Raw genomic sequence first — 16,294 nt, forward strand, 5'->3', positions numbered from 1 at the left:
CGAGTGGTGAAAGAACCGCGGCACCCCGGTCACCAACTCGTTCTTGTCAACGAACCCGGTACTTCGATCGGCGGCGGACTCACACAGTCGCTGAAGTCCTACGCGCAGCGTAAGCGGAGTCCGATCACGCTCTTCACCGGATACGTCAGCGTTCGAGGTCTAGTCGAGATCCTTCCTGCGCTCCACAAGCTCCGTCGTGCGCGGGTTCCGATCAGACTGCTGTGCGGGGTAAGCCAACCTGACGACGTGGCGATCTTGTTGGGGCTACCCGGAGTTGACCACGAGTCCGACCTTGACAGCCTACTAGACAAGGCGAACTCGGTTCTGCACACGGAGGTCAACCACATTCCGATCTCCCGGCAGCGCGGCATGGCTCTGCTGGAACTCGCGAGCCTGCTGGACTCCGAGGCGATCGAGTGCCGCCGAGAAGAAAGCCGCATGATGCACGCAAAGGGCCTGCTGCTGCCCGACACATGCGAAGCGATCCTTGGTTCCGCGAACCTCACGGTCTCCGGCGCCCGATGGAACCGGGAAATGGCCGCGTACGTAGAACCCGCAGCCGCACCGGTCGTCCAGCGCCATCTCGAGGAGTGGTGGAACGAGGCCGTGCCCTACGACCTCGCAGCCATCATCCAGAGGAGATTTGCTCCCTACCGACCGGAGCTCATCTACCTGACCATGCTTTACCACGTCTTCGGCGACGAGGTCGACCACCCGTCAGAGCTCAGACTCACCGGATGGCAACGCGACGGTGTCGCCAAAGCCCTTCAGATCATTAACAAGACCGGTGGCGTCCTCCTCTGCGACGACGTGGGACTCGGAAAAACCGACGAAGCACTTGCGATCGCCCTGCACGGCGTCGAACGGCGGTGGGGGCGCGTCCTGATCGTGTGCCCGGCGAATCTACAGCAGATGTGGACGGACACCTTCCAGAAATGGCCGGTGCCGTTCACGGTCATCAGCTACGACAAGCTCGTCCGTGAAGTGCTCGGAGACACTCAAACCGATAGCGACGACCGGTGGGTCGACTACGGCTTGATCATCTGCGACGAGGCGCACCACCTGCGTAACCCGGAACGGCAACGTGTAGCCGCGGTACGCGAAGTCCTGAAGAGCCGGAAGCCTCGGCCACGGATCGTCCTTTTGACGGCGACACCAGTCAACAACAGCTGCTTGGACCTCTACGAACTACTCTGCCTGGCCGATCCGACCCTGGAACCCCATTGGGCGCCTGTCAAAGCAACGACATACAAGCGCGCGAGGGGCAGGTCCGGGCTCGGCAAGCGATTGTTTGCTGTGTGCCGAAATCCCTTGAAACATGATCCTGGCGGGGAGCTCATGAGGGACTTCTATCAGAGACTGGACACCCGGATGGTCCGCCGCAGCAGGTCTCTGATCACCATGGAGTACCCGGACAGTGCGACTCGGTTCCCGCGCCGCAACCACGATCCCCTCCACTACTACGTCCCCGCCGACTACCGCCGACTGCTCGGCGACGTCTTGGACGCACTCGGCGCGGGAACCCTGCCAGATGCTCAACGGCAGCTGCGCGAGCTTCGCGGACCACGTCGCCGAGTCCCGCCGCTGACGCTGGCGGCTTATCGAACCGAGGAATACTGCAGGCACGCGGCGTCCAAGCGTGTTCCTCTGGCCCCGTTCATCAAGTGCATGCTGCTCAAACGACTTGAATCGTCGCCGGCGGCCTTCGCCAGCACCACCTTGCGCCTCGCCCACCGGATCAGACTGCTGCTGCACTACCTCGACCAGGGATGGGTCGTCACACCGAGTCCCGAACTGGGTCGCCGCCTCACCAAAGCGTTCACCACCGGCGTGCTGGATGAAGAGCAACTCGACAACGAGGACGAAACTGCCGTCGACGTTCTCGACCGGATGATCAACGAGATCGACGACGACGATCGGCAACCAGCAGCGAACTATGACGTCGAGCGCCTCCGTAACGACCTCGCGCACGACTTGAAGGCGCTCTCTCGGATGGCTCGGTCCGCTCGCCGTGCGGCGGCTGACGATCCGAAATTCGCCGCTTTCCACAACCTGCTCCGTCACATCGCCCGGAAGCATCCTGGCGAAAAGATCCTCGTGCTGACCTGCTCGCGCCGCACGGCGGTCGACCTCGACGCCAAACTCGACAACGCGATCAAGCAAGACCCGGAACTGGCCGTATTCGAAGGTCGAATGGCCACTGCCGCTCCAGAGAAGCCTCTGGCCAAGGGTGCCCTTCTGCACACCCTGGCTCACTTCGCACCTCGTACTGCTGCCGCGCCTAAGTACTTGTAACAAAACTGATCTTGGTGGCACGGTGGCCGTAGGTTGATCTTGTTGTCGTGTGTGGAGGTGTCTGGTGGCCCGGCGGCGACCGTGGGAGGTCGACGACGAGTTGTGGGAACTGCTCGAACCCTTGCTGCCGCAGGACACGCGGGTGCCGGAGAGGGGCGGGCGGCCCCGGATCGATGACCGAAAGGCGTTACAGGGCATCTTGTTCGTGCTGCACACCGGTATCCAGTGGGAGTTTCTGCCTCAGGAGTTGGGGTTCGGCTCGGGGATGACGTGCTGGCGCCGGTTACGTGACTGGCACGAAGCCGATGTGTGGACGCGACTCCAGCAGGTGCTGCTGGACAAGCTGCGCGGGGCCGACCAGCTCGACTTCTCCCGTGCGGTGGTCGATGCCTCCCACGTGCGGGCCATGCGAGGCGGCCCAAAACGGGGCCGAGTCCGGTCGACCGCGCCCGACCGGGCTCGAAGCACCACATGATCTCGGATGCGCGCGGAACCCCACTGGCGGTGACGTTGACCGGTGGCAACCGCAACGACGTCACCCAGCTGATCCCGCTGACCGACGCCGTTCCCGGTGTCCGCGGACGACGCGGACGGCCCCGATTCCGGCCGGACACGGTCTATGCCGATCGGGCCTACGACCACGACAAATACCGGCGCCTGCTCCGGCATCGCCGCATCACACCTGTGATCGCCCGCCGCGGCGACGAGCACGGATCCGGCCTCGGAGTCGTCCGGTGGGTCATCGAACGCAGCCTCGGCTGGCTGCACTGGCCACGCCGTCTACGCATTCGATGGGAACGCCGCGCCGACATCCACGATAGCCTCCTCCAACTCACCACCTGCCTCATCCAACACCGACGCACCCAAACCTTCTGTTAGCGGTTCTAACGGTGCTGTGCGGGGCACCCCGCCCGCCGATCTCTACGACGTGCTCATCGGCACAGACCAGCTAAGCGAAGGGCACAACCTCCAGCATGGGAGCATCCTCATCAACTACGATCTCCCTTGGAACCCACAGGCGCTCGGGCAACGCATCGGGCGCCTCGACCGGTTCGACTCCGAACACGACGTCGTCCACTGCTTCACCGTCCTGCCGGACACAGCACTCGATCTCGTCCTGAAGCTGATGTCCATCTTGTACGATAAGATCGCGGCAGCTGCCTCCACCGTCGGTGTACCGACATCACTGCTACCGCAGTCCAGCGAAACGCCTCGCGATTTCGGAACAGCCGTCGCGCGCCTCGATCGCATCGAGCATCCGCCCCCGCTCAGTCCGTACGAGCGAGCACGAACCCTGCTCGGCAACGCACTCCGCATCCCAGCAGTCCGCAGCGCGATCCTGACGATGCCCCCCGGAGCGGGCGCAGCCCACCCTCGACACCCGGCCATTCCGGAGGCCGTCTTCTGCTTCCGGGTGAAGACGAAGACCCGTACAGATACCCAACCCGCGTTGTGCCGCTTCAGGCAGGGACGCCACCAGCCCACGAACACCGACGTGCTCGACTGCCTAAACCGTTGCGAAGTCATCATGGACGACTGGCTCAGCAACATGAAGCAAGACGCCGTGTCCACACTGGACAGAATCACTGACCCCCACTCGCTCCATAATCTTCTGTGGACACTCGTCGATACAGCACGAAACACCGTCGCCGCACGACACGGCATACCAACAGAAGAAGCCCTTGACCGAGTACAACTGACCGCGTGGATGGGCTTCCTTTCGACCGCACAGCCATGACGAAACTCGGAGGGAACTGTGTAGTGAGCGGTGTTTCCGGAATCCTGGATCAACCGGGGGCAACGGTTCGATGCGGAGGCCAAATGCCCGTTGGCAAAGCGGGCGACGGTCCGGTCGCGCCAAGTCCGAGGGTCACCTGATCACCCTTCCGGGAAGTGCGGGCGCGCATGCTGGCGCGGAGATCTCCTCGCTCGCGGCAGGTACGGTCGTCGGTGCGGACTCGATCGAGAATCTGGACGTGTTGCGCCACGGCGGGGTTGCCGCGCCTGTACCGGCGGGCGCCCTCCGAACTCGGAAGGTTCCTGAGGGCCTTGACCTGGGGCATGCGCGGCAGCTGGACGTGCTGGCCCGCCCAGTGCGCGACCCCGTTGGCTGAGCTGACACCGGTTTTTCCTACCTACGCGGGAAACCCTGTTGCCGGCGCGGGGGCTGCGTCCGCTGCTGGCGGTGGCCGACAGCGGTGATCGTGGGTTTCGGGTGGCGAGGCGCGGCCGACTCCTAGTAGCGAGCCACGTCACTTGTAACAGGAACGGGCCGCAGGAAAGGTGACCCGCGATCTGTGGCAATCGACTGCCGTGGCCGATGCCCTCTGTGCTAGCTTTCGCCTATGGAGATGAATCCCCGGTTCGGGGATCGCTCCCACTGGTGGGGGTTCAAGTCTCGGACACTCTTTTACCCCATGAACCGTGGTGATCGTTCTTTCGAACGTTTGCCACGGTTTTCTGCTTCTCGTCCGGGGTGGGGGATGCAGGTGTCCGGTGGCCTGGCCCGCACGCTGGATCTCGCGCGGGCCAGGGCACCGGGATGGTTCAGTGATGGAGCGCGCCGGGGATCAGGCCCCGTACCCGCCGCCGACCAGCTCGGAGGCGACCTCGGCCTGCGGGGTCTCGTGCTCGGCGAGCCAGCGCTCGGCGTCGATCGCGGCGGAGCAACCGGAACCGGCGGCGGTGATGGCCTGCCGGTAGGTGTGGTCCACCAGGTCGCCGCAGGCGAACACGCCGGGGATGCCGGTGTGCGTGCCGGGCTGGTCGACCTGCACGTAGCCCTCGCCGTCGAGGGTGACCTGGCCGCGGACCAGTTGGCTGCGCGGGGGTCGTGCCCGATGGCCACGAACATGCCGCTCACGGCCAGCTCGGATGTCTCACCGGTGGCAGTGTCGCGCAGCTTCAGCCCGGCGACCTTGCCCTCGCCCTGCACCTCGTCGACGGCCTTGTTGGTCAGCCACTTGATCTTCTCGTTGGCCCGCGCGCGCTCCAGCATGATCTTGGAGGAGCGGAACTCGTCGCGGCGGTGGATGATCGTCACCGACTTCGCGAAGCGGGTCAGGAAGGTGGCCTCCTCCATCGCCGAGTCACCGCCGCCGATCACTGCGATGTCCTGGTCGCGGAAGAAGAACCCGTCGCAGGTGGCGCAGGCGGACACGCCGCGGCCGAGCAGCGTCTCCTCGCCCGGGACGTCGAGATAGCGAGCCGCGGCACCCATCGCGAGGATGACGGCGCGAGCCTTGTGCTCCACCCCGTTGGCGACGACGGTCTTGACGCCACCGGAGAGGTCGATGCTCTCGACGTCCTCGGTGCGCAGCTCGGCGCCGAAACGCTCGGCCTACGACCGCATCTGCTCCATCAGGTCGGGACCCATGATCCCGTCCTTGAACCCGGGGTAGTTCTCCACGTCGGTGGTGGTCATGAGAGCGCCACCGAACTGGGTTCCCTCGAAGACCACCGGCTCCAGCTCTGCCCGCGCCGCGTACACCGCAGCGGTGTAGCCGGCAGGACCGGAACCAACGATGATCACGTTGCGGACGTCGCTCACTGCGCAGCCTCCGGCACGAGCTCGGCCAGCAGGGCGCGGACGCGCTGGTCGATGTCGTCGCGGATCGGCCGGACGGCGTCGACACCTTGTCCGGCGGGGTCGGCGAGCTCCCAGTCCAGGTAGCGCTTGCCGGGAAAGACCGGGCAGGCGTCGCCGCAGCCCATGGTGATGACGACGTCGGCGGCTTCGACGGCGTCGGTGGTGAGCTTCTTCGGGAACTCCTGGGAGAGGTCCAGGCCGAGTTCGTTCATCACCTCGACCACCGCCGGGTTGACCGTCTCGGCCGGAGCGGAGCCGGCCGAGCGGACGGCGACCTTGCCCTGGGCGTGGTGGTGCAGCAGGGCGGCGGCCATCTGCGAGCGTCCGGCGTTGTGGACGCAGACGAACAAGACCTCGGGGGTGGAGGACACGGGAACTCCTCGGTTCTGGGCGATGTCGGCCAGCCGCTCGCAGGCGTAGCGGGTGGCCAGGGTGGTCAGGTGGGTGTGCACGCGAGCGGTGGCAGCCAGCTCCCGGTAGGTCTCCGAGACCACGTGGTGGACGGTCTCCTCGGCGAACACACCCCGGAACTGCGGCCGCAACTCGGCGGAGGCGTGGTCGAGGAGCACGGCGACCTGCTCATTGCTCGGCCGGTATTCCTCGGCGTCGTGGTGACTAGGTGGTGGTGCGGACATGGTCGGCCTCCGAGGTGGAGGGCTGCGCGAACCAGCGTCGAGCCGCCAGCGAGACGTAGACCAGGCCGACCAGGACCGGCACCTCGATCAGCGGGCCCACCACACCGGCCAGGGCCTGGCCGCTGGTGACGCCGAAGGTCGCGATCGCCACCGCGATGGCCAGCTCGAAGTTGTTGCCCGCGGCGGTGAACGACAGCGTCGCGGAGCGCTCGTAGTTCAGGCCGATGGCCTTGCCCAGCCCGAACGAACCCGCCCACATCACCGCGAAGTACACCAGCAGCGGCAGCGCGATCCGCACGACGTCGAGCGGGTTCGAGGTGATGGCCTCCCCCTGCAACGCGAACAGGATCACGATGGTGAACAGCAGCCCGTACAGCGCGACCGGACCGATCTTGGGCAGGAACCGCGACTCGTACCAGTCACGGCCCTTGGCGCGTTCACCGAGCTTGCGGGTGAGGTATCCGGCGACGAGGGGGATGCCGAGGAAGATCAGCACGTTCTTGGCGATCTCCCAGGCCGAGACCTCCAGCCCCACTTGGGGCAGGCCCAGCCATCCGGGCAGCACCGACAGGTAGAACCAGCCCAGTGCGGCGAAGGCGATGACCTGGAACACCGAGTTCAGCGCGACCAGCACGGCGGCGGCTTCGCGGTCGCCGCAGGCCAGGTCGTTCCAGATGATGACCATCGCGATGCAGCGCGCCAGACCGACGATGATCAGACCCGTCCGGTACTCCGGCAGGTCCGGCAGGAACACCCAGGCCAGCGCGAACATCAGCGCCGGGCCCAGCACCCAGTTCAGCAGCAGCGAGGAGGCCATCAGCCGCTTGTCGCCGGTGACGGTGTCCAGCCGGTCGTAGCGGACCTTGGCCAGCACCGGGTACATCATCACCAGCAGACCCAGCGCGATCGGCAACGACACCCCGTCGATGGCCACGGTGTCCAGTACGGGGCCGAGTCCGGGGATCCAGCGACCGGCCAGCAGGCCGAGGATCATCGCGGCGCCGATCCACACCGGGAGGAATCGGTCCAGTGTGGACAGTTTTGCCGCGACGGCGTTGTCTTGCGCCTGTGTCATGCCGTCACCGCCACGTCCTGTGCCGGGGCCAGCGATTCCGACAGCAAGCGCAACGTGTCGGAGTTGACGCGGTAGTAGATCCACGTGCCGCGTCGGTCGCCCTCGATCACCCCGGCCTCGCGCAGCACCTTGAGGTGGTGCGAGATCGTCGGCCCGGACAGTTCGAAGGCGTCGGTGAGGTCGCACACGCAGGCCTCGCCACCGGCGTGCGAGGCGATCAGCGACAGCAGGCGCAGGCGCACCGGCTCGCCGATCGCCTTGAACACCTTGGCGAGGTCAGCGGCCTGGTCGACGGTCAGCGGCTCCCGCATCACGGCGGAGGCGCACGGTTCCGCCTCGTCCCGTGAGACGATCATGACGTCTTGTTTCGGCATACGTCTAACTTGACATCCATCGAGATAGCAACGCAAGCTCGATGGCAGGTTTCCCGTCGCGCTGTGATCGGCGCCTCGCTGCACAGGGGCGGGACGGTTCGACTCAGGCGGATGGAGGTCGTGGTGCCCGAGGCCCGGGATGTGGTGGTGATCGGCGGCGGGCAGGCAGGCCTGGCAGCAGGGTACTTCCTCCGGCGCGCGAAGCTGGATTTCGTCATCCTCGATGACCAGCCCGAGCCCGGTGGGGCGTGGCGCCACTACTGGGACTCGCTGCGACTGTTCTCGCCCGCCGAGTACAGCCCGCTTCCCGGGTGGTGGATGCCTCGCCAGCCCGGGGAGGAGTTCCCCACCGCCGCCCACGTCGTGGGCTATCTCGCCGCCTACGAGCGGCGCTACCAGCTGCCGGTGCAGCGGCCCGTGCGCGTGGAGGGTGTCCACGACGCCGGTGCGTGGCTGGCCGTGGACACCGACCGCGGGACGTGGCGGGCGCGCACCGTCATCAGCGCCACCGGAACCTGGAGCCAACCGCATCTGCCTTCGTATCCGGGAAGCGAGGTCTTCGCCGGACGGCAATGGCACACCGAGTCCTACCGGTGCCCGAAGGAATTCGCCGACCAGCGCGTCGTGGTCGTCGGAGGCGGCAACTCCGCGGCCCAGATCCTCGCCGAGGTGTCCACTGTGGCCGACACGACCTGGGTCACCGCGCGTCCGCCGCGATTCATGCCCGACGACGTCGACGGCCGGGTCCTGTTCGACGTGGCCACCCAGCGCGAAGCCGCACGCCGCGCGGGACTGCCCGACGACGGAGGACCCCAGCAGCTGGGCGACATCGTGATGGTCCCGAGCGTGCTGGAGGCTCGTCAGCGCGGCGTGCTGCACGCCGAGCCGATGTTCGACCGGCTCGCCGAGCGCGGCATCGCCTGGGACGACGGCCGCGCACTCGACTGCGACGCGATCATCTGGTGCACCGGCTTCCGCCCCGCCCTGCGACACCTCGCGCCGCTGGGCCTGCGCACCGAGAACGGGACGATCCCCACCGAAGCAACGCGCAGCACCGCCGAACCACGGCTGCACCTGCTGGGCTACGGCGACTGGACCGGCTGGGCCTCGGCCACCCTGGTCGGCGCCGCGCGGACCACGAAACCCGCGGTCGCCGACATCGCACAACGCCTTTCGCGATAAGAGACCACTTGGATAGATGCACATTGATGTGCGCGGTCGGCTTTCCGAACGGCCCGCCCGTGCATCAGCCGACGGCGCCGAGCAGCGCCTCGCGCTGATGACTCTTGCATCCTGTAGCTAGGTAGAGGTTTACCGTCGATGGTGTCCGGGGCTTCCACCCAGGGCGCGATGACGGGAGTGAGCACGATGACCAACGTGGAATGGGTGCCGCGGTCCTGCACTCTGCCGACAGCGGAGCGGCCTTTGCGGGTGGCGGAGTGGGATGCCCTGTTCGCCGCGCGGTGGACGGAGGTGTCCCGGCCCGAGCCGCTGCGCGTGCGCCTGGCGCTATCCGGCGACGCCGGTGTGCAAGAGCAGGTCAGTGATCTGGCCGACCGGGAGAGCGGCTGCTGCTCGTTCTTCGCCTTCACCACCACAGTCGGCGACACCGGGGTGCATCTGGACATCGCGGTGGACCAGGCGCACGAGCCGGTCCTAAGCGCCCTGGTCGACCAGGCTAGGACTCTGACCGGGGGACGGCAGTGAGCAAGGGCCTGCGTAGTGGTCAGGTCGCTCAGGTGGCCGGTGTGAACATCCAGACTCTGCGCTACTACGAACGCCGCGGCCTGCTGGCCGAGCCTGTTCGTTCGCCGGGCGGGCACCGCCTGTACGGCGACGACGCGGTGACCGCGCTGCGCGTGATCAAGGCAGCCCAGCGTCTTGGTTTCACGTTGGATGAGGTCGCCGAGCTGCTGGAGACCGGCCGCCACCGCCACGGCCGCCCGGTCGCCGGACTGCAAGAGCGCGCGAAGGCGAAGCTCGCCGAGGTCGACGCGAAGATCTCCGATCTGACCACGATCCGCAGTGCCCTGGCCGACGCTGTGGCGGCGGGCTGTGACGACCTGTCCGCCTGCGCCGCCAGCGCCTGCTGTCCCATCCCCTTCACCGACCTCGCCGAGGAGAACCGCCATGCCGGCCCCTGCTGCTGAATCCCGCCCTCGCCGAATGTCGAAGGCGCTCGCGGGCCTAGCCGGACTGGCCTGCGTGGCCTGCTGCGCACTGCCCACCCTGATCACTGCGGGCATCATCGGCGCCGGAGCCTCCGCCATCGTCGGCTGGCTGCCCGCCATCGTCGCCCTGGCAGTCCTCGCCGCCGGAACCTGGTGGCTCGGCCAGCGCCGCCGCTCCTGCTCCTGCTCGCCGAAGACCGCAGATGAGGACGAATGCAGCTGCGTCGAGCCGGTGACCTCACGATCACCAGCACGGACCGCCGATAAGCTCTGACTGCACGACCATCGCCAGCTCCAGCAGCTGGCTTGTCACTCCTACGCGCGTCGCGCGCTTCGCCCTGTAAGGAGCACTGAGCGTTGCCGTCCTCATCCGGCCTGGTCACAGGCATGGAACGCCACCAGGTCGCCATCTACATGGGAGCGCTTGCAGCCGGGGGCCTCGTCGGCTGGATCGGCCCCGGTGCGGGGCCGGGTCTGGAGCACGCCATCAACCCGGTACTCGCGGCACTGCTGTACGTGACGTTTTTGCAGGTGCCTGCCGCGGAGCTGGGCCGCTCCTTGCGGGCGGGCCGGTTCCTGGCGGCCACGCTGGTGGTGAACTTCGTGGTGGTGCCGCTGGTGGTCGCAGCGCTGTTCGCTTTCCTACCTGCCAACCAGGCCGTGCGGCTGGGAGTGCTGCTGGTCCTGCTGACACCGTGTGTGGACTACGTGATCGTGTTCAGCGGCTTGGCTGGTGGGAGCAGCAGGAAACTGCTCGCGGCGACGCCACTGTTGCTGATTGCGCAGATGGTGCTGCTGCCCGGTTACCTGTTCCTGTTCCTAGGTGCGGGCTTGGCCGATGTCGTCGAGGTCGGCCCGTTCGTCGAGGCCTTCGTCGTGCTGATCGTCATCCCGCTGGCACTGGCCTGGCTCACGCAAGGCTGGGCGGCTCGCCGCGTGGCCGGGCAACGGGTAGCAGATGCGATGGGGACACTGATGGTGCCGCTGATGGCCGCGACCCTGCTGACGGTGGTGGCCTCCCAAGTGCCGAAGCTGGGCGACGGCCTCGCCGCGGTCGCCCGTGTCGCACCGTTCTACGTGCTGTTCCTGGCCGTGATGGCCTTCGCCGGACTCGCCGTCGCCCGCGTGTTCCGGCTGGACGCCCCGGCCGGGAGAGCGATCGTGTTCACCGGCGCAACCCGCAACTCGCTCGTCGTTCTACCCCTGGCCCTGGCACTCCCGGATCGACTCGCGATCGCCGCCGTCGTAGTAGTCACCCAGACTCTGGTGGAAGTGGTGGGCATGGTGATCTACGTCCGGGTCGTGCCTCGGCTACTGCCCGCTCCCACCGGCATCGAGCAGCCGCACAGTCAGTGATCACCCGCCGTTTGCGTAGTCCGGTCGTTCTCATCATCCGGGCTCCCCGGGGCCACGCAGAGAACGCAGCCCATCGGCTCTTCGCTGATCAACTGTTCGCCCCGGCCGCGGGGCGGGTGGCCAATCCGAGCAGCGCGCTGGCTGCCGTCATGGCGCCCAGCACGAGGAACAGGGCCGGGAACCCGCCCAAGGCGGCCGCGATCGCCGAGCCTCCCCACGGCGCGAGGGCGATGGCGATCATCAGCGGGGCCGACAGCAGACCACTCAGCCTCCCGTAGGCGGCGGTGCCCCATCGGTCGCTGACGGCGGTGGCCTGCAGCAGGGTGAACACGCCGCGGGCCATGCCCACGAGCATCGCCGCGACGATCAGCAGCCCGGTCGGCCCCGGAACCACCGCCAGCACCAGCGTGGTCGCCGCGCAGGCCAGCAGGATGACGACGGTGCGGCCACGGGCCCCGGTGCGTCGTTGCAGCGGGGCGTAGCCCAGCCGCCCCAGGACCTGCCCGACGCCGCCGAGTCCGAGCGCCCAGGCCGCCAGGTGGGAGTCGAAGCCGCGTTCGGTCAGCAGCGGAACCTGGTTGATCACCACCGCGTACACGCCGAACCCGCCGAGGGCCATCGTCGTCACCAGCGCCGAAAACGCGCGGCTGCGCGCGATCTCGGCCGCGTGCCCGTTGGCCGACGAATGCTCGTCGTGGGCGAGGTGAGGCCACGGCAGCCGCAGTCCGGCGTGCAGCGGGATCGTGACGACTCCGACCACGACCGCCAGCACCACGTACGTGCCGCGCCAGTCGAGGTGGTCGTTCAAGGCCGCGGTCAGCGGCGCGAACACCGTGCTGGCCAGACCCGCCACCAGCGTCAACGCGGTCAGCGCACGAACCCGGTCCGGCCCGTACCAGCGGGTCAGCGCGGCGAAGGCAGGCGGGTAGAACGTCGCCGCCATCGCCACACCAGCGACCGACCATGCCAGCAGGAACCACCCGTAGCTCGGGGCGTACGCGATCCCGAGCACGGCGGGCACAGCCAGCACCGAGCCTGCGGTCATCACCGCACGCGGGCCACGGCGGTCTAGCCACCGCCCCACCGCGATCCCGGTCAGGGCCGACACGATCTGGCTGGCCGAGAACGCCCACGTCACCTCCGGCAACGACCAGCCGGTGTCGTGCGTGATCGCTGGCGCCAGCACCGGGAAGGCGTAGTACAGCACGCCCCAGCTGGTGATCTCGGTGATGCACAAGGCGATCAGGGCGCGACGCCGCCGCATGGCCTCGACAGGCGGTGCGGCGGCGCTCGTCTGCGATTCGGAGTGCATGCGGTCAGCGCTCAGCGGCTCCGGGCGCCGCCAACTCGACGCTCTGCTGCGGCGCGCCGCAGCAACCACCTGCCTGCTCGACCTCGGGCTCGTCGAACAACCCGGCCCCACCGCACACCCCGGTCTCCGGCAGGACCAGCTCGACCCGCTCGGCGGACTCGGTGTCGCCGACGATCGCGGCGGCCACGCTGCGGACCTGCTCGTAACCGGTCATCGCCAAAAACGTCGGCGCCCGCCCATAGCTCTTCATCCCGACCACGAACACCCCTGGTTCCGGATGAGCGAGTTCCTTGGCTCCGTGGGGGTAGACGGTGCCGCAAGAGTGCACGTTCGGATCGATCAACGGCGCCAGCGCGGTCGGTGCCTGCAGCACCGGGTCCAGGCCCAACCGGATCTCCGAGAGCCAGGACAGGTCCGGCCGGAATCCGGTCAGCACCACGACCTCATCGACAGGCTCGCTCTTGTGCCCCTCGAACGAGGTCAGCACCAACCGGCCATCCCCATCGGCCTCGACCGCGGCCGTGCGAAAACCCGTCGCCGTGCGCACATGTCCGGCCTCGACCGCCTGCTTGGCACGCAGCCCCAACGCCCCGCGCTCGGGCAGCTGGTCGGCCTCGCCGCCACCGAAGACATCCCCCGAGCGGCCCCGGCGCAGCACCCACACGATCTCCGTACCCGGCGCCTCCTCGGCCAGTCCGGCGAAGGCCACCAACGCGGTCAAGGCCGAGTGCCCGGAGCCGGCCACGGCGATGCGCTTGCCCGCGAACCGGGCCCGGACCTGCGCATCGGAGACATCGGGCACCTGGTAGCTGATCCGCTCCCGGGCCGAGCGCTCCCCGACCGCCGGCAATCCGTCGCCGCCCAGCGGGTTCGGACTGCGCCATGTCCCGGAGGCATCGATGACCGCCGAGGCGGTGATCCGCTCCTCGCCGCCCGCGGTCTCGACGTGCACCGTCAGCGGCTCCGAGTCTCGTCCGGCATCCACCACGCGGTCCCGGCCGCGGCGCGCCACGCCCACCACCCGGGCACCGAAGCGCACCCGCTCCCCCAGCACCGCCGCCAACGGCCGCAGGTACTGCTCGATCCACTCCGCACCTGATGGGTAGCCCGCCGGTGCCGGCGCCTGCCACCCCTGCTGTTCCAGCAACCGCGCCGCGGCCGGGTCGATCAACTCCGACCACTGCGAGAACAACCGCACATGCGACCACTCCCGCACCGCAGACCCGGCCTCCGAACCGGCCTCCAGCACCAACGGCTCCAGACCCCGCTCCAGAACCTCCGCGGCTGCCGCCAGACCCACTGGGCCCGCACCCACCACCACAACCGGATTCTCGTCCACGACACACCCCTATACATCGATCCGCTTCGATTAAACTGCCTCGACCGTATCGACCCACATCGATTGACGCAAGCATCGATGTGCGTCGATACTCAGGGCATGACGACGACGGCCTCTGAGACAGGACTGCTGCCCGCCGAGGACGCGGCCACCTACGCCGAGTGGTTCGCGTGCCTGGCCGAACCCACCCGCGTCCGCCTGCTGCACGCCGTGGCGGCGGCCGGCACGATCAGCGTGGGCACCTTGACCGAACAGCTGGGCATCAGCCAGTCCACCTGCTCGCACCACGTGCGCAAACTCGCCGACGTCGGGTTCGTGCTGCTGCACAAGGAACGCACCACCACCTTCGTCTCGGTCAACACCGCCTGCTGCACCGGTCTGCCGCACGCCGCCGACGCGGTCATGGGCGTCGTCGCCCGCCCGTGCTGCCCGGACAACCTCCCCGAGGACGTCACCATCCGGCAGCTGCAACCCGACGACTGGACCGACGTGCGTCGCATCTACGCCGACGGTATTGCCACCGGCCACGCCACGTTCGAAACCGACGTCCCGCCCCGCAAGTCGCTGGAGGCCAAGTGGCTGCCCGACCACCGGTGGGTCGCCAAGGTCGACGGGCAGGTCGCCGGGTGGGCCGCCGCGACCCCCGTGTCCAATCGGGACTGCTACTCCGGTGTGGCGGAAACATCGGTTTACGTCGGCGAGGACTTCCGCGGCCGCGGTGTCGGAAAATCCCTGCTGCACAAGCAGGTCACCGCTGCCGACGCCGACGGGCTGTGGACTCTGCAAACCTCGATCTTCCCGGAGAACCGGGCCAGCATCGCCCTGCACTACTCCGCGGGCTTCCGCACCGTCGGACTGCGCGAGCGCATCGCCCAGCACCACGGCGTCTGGCGCGACACCGTCTTCCTCGAACGCCGCCGCAGCTGCGACGCCGACTGACCCGATCTCCTCTCACCCACACCGTCGCCCTTCTGTGAGGGCGACGGTCGATGAAAGGTGCCCTGTGAACCTCTGCGACGCCATCGTCATCGGCGGCGGCCAGTCCGGACTCGCCGCCGCCCACGCCCTCCGCCCCCAGGGCCTCCGGCCCGTCGTGCTGGAAGCAGGAGCCGAACCGGTCGGGTCCTGGCCGCACTACTACGACAGCCTCACCCTGTTCTCCCCTGCCCAATTCAGCGCATTCCCCGGCGTGCCCTTCCCCGGAGACCCCGACCACTACCCGCACCGCGACGACGTCGTCGACTACCTCCGCCGCTACGCACGCACCCTCGACGCCGACATCCGCACCCACCACCGCGTCAGCACCGTAACCGCCGACAACGGCACCTACACCGTCCACACCGAACACGGCGAGATACTGCGGACAAACATCCTCCTCGCCGCAACCGGCGGATTCAGCCGCCCCCACCGGCCCGAACTCCCCGGGCTCAACGAGTTCGCCGGCACAGTCCTGCACGCATCCGACTACCGCAACCCCGCACCCTTCGCCGGACAACGCGTCCTCGTCGTCGGCGGCGGCAACTCCGCAGTCCAGATCGCCGTCGAACTCGCCGAACACGCCCACACCACCATCACCAGCCGCACACCGCTGCGCTACGCCAACCCCACCCTGCTCGGCCGCGACCTGCACTGGTGGACCGCCACCACCAGACTCGACGTCCTGCCCCTAGGACCCTGGCTGCGCACCATCCCCACCACCCCGGTTTCCGACAAGGGCGCCTACAAAGCCGCCATCGAATCCGGGAAACCCGGCCACCGCCCCCTCTTCGATCACCTCAACACCACCGAGGTCACCTGGACCGACGGCACCCACGAACACATCGACGCCGTCATCCTCGCCACCGGCTACCGCCCCGACCTCACCTACCTCCAATCCCTCGGAGCCCTCGACCCGACGGGCGCACCCCACCACCGACGGGGCCTCTCACACACCTGCCCCGGCCTCGGATACGTCGGACTGGAATGGCAAACCAGCTTCTCCTCCGCCACCCTCCGCGGAGTCCACCGCGACGCCCACCACGTCGCCGGCAACCTGGCCGAGGCAGCCAGAAACAACAGGCATGCCTGTTGCACGACCGCCCCCGCCCACTGACACACGCAAGGGACCCAGCAACCCGCCGCGTCCGTCCCCAAAACGGCGCCGCTCCC

The 16,294-nt window shown here is 68.0% G+C and carries 15 protein-coding genes and 3 pseudogenes; 12 read left to right on the forward strand and 6 right to left on the reverse strand.

The genetic code is table 11. The features are described from left to right. Nucleotides 1–6: 6 nt before the first annotated feature. The 5 genes and pseudogenes from ACWD38_RS10710 to ACWD38_RS10730 all read left to right on the forward strand — a co-directional run. The gene (locus ACWD38_RS10710) at nucleotides 7–2,295 is read left to right on the forward strand and encodes an SNF2-related protein (RefSeq protein ID WP_450123990.1); all 2,289 of its coding nucleotides are present in this window, start codon (nucleotides 7–9) and stop codon (nucleotides 2,293–2,295) included. Between the two features lie 142 nt (nucleotides 2,296–2,437). Next, a pseudogene (locus ACWD38_RS10715) lies at nucleotides 2,438–2,557 on the forward strand (transposase); the annotation flags it as partial. A gap of 47 nt (nucleotides 2,558–2,604) precedes the next feature. Beyond that, nucleotides 2,605–3,174: an IS5 family transposase gene (locus ACWD38_RS10720; protein WP_450123936.1), complete on the forward strand. Its 570-nt coding sequence runs from the start codon at nucleotides 2,605–2,607 to the stop codon at nucleotides 3,172–3,174. A gap of 16 nt (nucleotides 3,175–3,190) precedes the next feature. Further along, nucleotides 3,191–4,033 (forward strand): helicase-related protein, encoded by an 843-nt coding sequence (locus ACWD38_RS10725; RefSeq protein ID WP_450123937.1) that lies wholly within the window; start codon nucleotides 3,191–3,193, stop codon nucleotides 4,031–4,033. A gap of 151 nt (nucleotides 4,034–4,184) precedes the next feature. Beyond that, a pseudogene (locus tag ACWD38_RS10730) lies at nucleotides 4,185–4,382 on the forward strand (IS1380 family transposase); the annotation flags it as partial. Nucleotides 4,383–4,865: 483 nt separating this feature from the next. Here ACWD38_RS10730 and trxB read toward each other — a convergent pair. The 4 genes and pseudogenes from trxB to ACWD38_RS10750 all read right to left on the reverse strand — a co-directional run bounded on the left by trxB (nucleotide 4,866) and on the right by ACWD38_RS10750 (nucleotide 7,968). Next, nucleotides 4,866–5,845, reverse strand: a pseudogene (gene trxB / locus ACWD38_RS10735) (thioredoxin-disulfide reductase). After that, a complete protein-coding gene (locus ACWD38_RS10740) occupies nucleotides 5,842–6,519 on the reverse strand; it encodes an arsenate reductase ArsC (protein ID WP_450123938.1) in 678 nt (225 codons plus the stop codon). Before ACWD38_RS10740 ends, trxB begins: the two are co-directional and overlap by 4 nt. Further along, on the reverse strand, nucleotides 6,500–7,594 hold the full coding sequence (gene arsB / locus ACWD38_RS10745) for an ACR3 family arsenite efflux transporter (protein ID WP_450123939.1): 1,095 nt from the start codon (nucleotides 7,592–7,594) through the stop codon (nucleotides 6,500–6,502). Before arsB ends, ACWD38_RS10740 begins: the two co-directional genes overlap by 20 nt. Continuing rightward, nucleotides 7,591–7,968 carry an ArsR/SmtB family transcription factor gene (locus ACWD38_RS10750; protein WP_450123940.1) on the reverse strand — a complete coding sequence of 126 codons (378 nt, stop codon included), beginning with the start codon at nucleotides 7,966–7,968 and terminating at the stop codon, nucleotides 7,591–7,593. Before ACWD38_RS10750 ends, arsB begins: the two co-directional genes overlap by 4 nt. A 123-nt stretch (nucleotides 7,969–8,091) precedes the next feature. Between ACWD38_RS10750 and ACWD38_RS10755 the strand changes: the two genes are divergently transcribed. The 5 genes from ACWD38_RS10755 to ACWD38_RS10775 all read left to right on the forward strand — a co-directional run bounded on the left by ACWD38_RS10755 (nucleotide 8,092) and on the right by ACWD38_RS10775 (nucleotide 11,495). After that, entirely contained in the window at nucleotides 8,092–9,150 is a 1,059-nt protein-coding gene (locus ACWD38_RS10755; protein WP_450123941.1) for an ArsO family NAD(P)H-dependent flavin-containing monooxygenase, read from the forward strand. 186 nt (nucleotides 9,151–9,336) lie between these two features. Next, nucleotides 9,337–9,675 carry a hypothetical protein gene (locus tag ACWD38_RS10760; protein ID WP_450123942.1) on the forward strand — a complete coding sequence of 113 codons (339 nt, stop codon included), beginning with the start codon at nucleotides 9,337–9,339 and terminating at the stop codon, nucleotides 9,673–9,675. After that, the gene (locus tag ACWD38_RS10765; RefSeq protein WP_450123943.1) at nucleotides 9,672–10,118 is read left to right on the forward strand and encodes a MerR family transcriptional regulator; all 447 of its coding nucleotides are present in this window, start codon (nucleotides 9,672–9,674) and stop codon (nucleotides 10,116–10,118) included. Before ACWD38_RS10760 ends, ACWD38_RS10765 begins: the two co-directional genes overlap by 4 nt. A gap of 16 nt (nucleotides 10,119–10,134) precedes the next feature. Next, on the forward strand, nucleotides 10,135–10,413 hold the full coding sequence (locus ACWD38_RS10770) for a hypothetical protein (RefSeq protein WP_450123944.1): 279 nt from the start codon (nucleotides 10,135–10,137) through the stop codon (nucleotides 10,411–10,413). A 113-nt stretch (nucleotides 10,414–10,526) separates the two neighbouring features. Then, nucleotides 10,527–11,495: an arsenic resistance protein gene (locus tag ACWD38_RS10775; protein WP_450123991.1), complete on the forward strand. Its 969-nt coding sequence runs from the start codon at nucleotides 10,527–10,529 to the stop codon at nucleotides 11,493–11,495. Between the two features lie 88 nt (nucleotides 11,496–11,583). On the opposite strand, the gene ACWD38_RS10780 is transcribed toward ACWD38_RS10775, so the two are convergent. Next, nucleotides 11,584–12,807 (reverse strand): MFS transporter, encoded by a 1,224-nt coding sequence (locus ACWD38_RS10780; protein ID WP_450123945.1) that lies wholly within the window; start codon nucleotides 12,805–12,807, stop codon nucleotides 11,584–11,586. 4 nt (nucleotides 12,808–12,811) lie between these two features. Next, the gene (locus ACWD38_RS10785) at nucleotides 12,812–14,146 is read right to left on the reverse strand and encodes an NAD(P)-binding domain-containing protein (RefSeq protein ID WP_450123946.1); all 1,335 of its coding nucleotides are present in this window, start codon (nucleotides 14,144–14,146) and stop codon (nucleotides 12,812–12,814) included. Between the two features lie 99 nt (nucleotides 14,147–14,245). Between ACWD38_RS10785 and ACWD38_RS10790 the strand changes: the two genes are divergently transcribed. Both ACWD38_RS10790 and ACWD38_RS10795 read left to right on the forward strand, forming a co-directional pair. Continuing rightward, a complete protein-coding gene (locus tag ACWD38_RS10790) occupies nucleotides 14,246–15,085 on the forward strand; it encodes a helix-turn-helix domain-containing GNAT family N-acetyltransferase (protein WP_450123947.1) in 840 nt (279 codons plus the stop codon). Between the two features lie 64 nt (nucleotides 15,086–15,149). Further along, entirely contained in the window at nucleotides 15,150–16,238 is a 1,089-nt protein-coding gene (locus tag ACWD38_RS10795; protein WP_450123948.1) for a flavin-containing monooxygenase, read from the forward strand. Nucleotides 16,239–16,294 lie beyond the last annotated feature (56 nt).

This window comes from Saccharopolyspora sp. NPDC002578 (assembly GCF_053592695.1).

Bases quoted from the DNA above. Each gene is read 5' to 3' on its own strand.
- ACWD38_RS10740 (WP_450123938.1), bottom strand. From the start codon at position 6,519: ATGTCCGCACCACCACCTAGTCACCACGACGCCGAGGAATACCGGCCG.
- arsB (WP_450123939.1), bottom strand. From the start codon at position 7,594: ATGACACAGGCGCAAGACAACGCCGTCGCGGCAAAACTGTCCACACTG.
- ACWD38_RS10750 (WP_450123940.1), bottom strand. From the start codon at position 7,968: ATGCCGAAACAAGACGTCATGATCGTCTCACGGGACGAGGCGGAACCG.
- ACWD38_RS10760 (WP_450123942.1), top strand. From the start codon at position 9,337: ATGACCAACGTGGAATGGGTGCCGCGGTCCTGCACTCTGCCGACAGCG.
- ACWD38_RS10770 (WP_450123944.1), top strand. From the start codon at position 10,135: ATGTCGAAGGCGCTCGCGGGCCTAGCCGGACTGGCCTGCGTGGCCTGC.
- ACWD38_RS10775 (WP_450123991.1), top strand. From the start codon at position 10,527: ATGGAACGCCACCAGGTCGCCATCTACATGGGAGCGCTTGCAGCCGGG.
- ACWD38_RS10780 (WP_450123945.1), bottom strand. From the start codon at position 12,807: ATGCACTCCGAATCGCAGACGAGCGCCGCCGCACCGCCTGTCGAGGCC.
- ACWD38_RS10790 (WP_450123947.1), top strand. From the start codon at position 14,246: ATGACGACGACGGCCTCTGAGACAGGACTGCTGCCCGCCGAGGACGCG.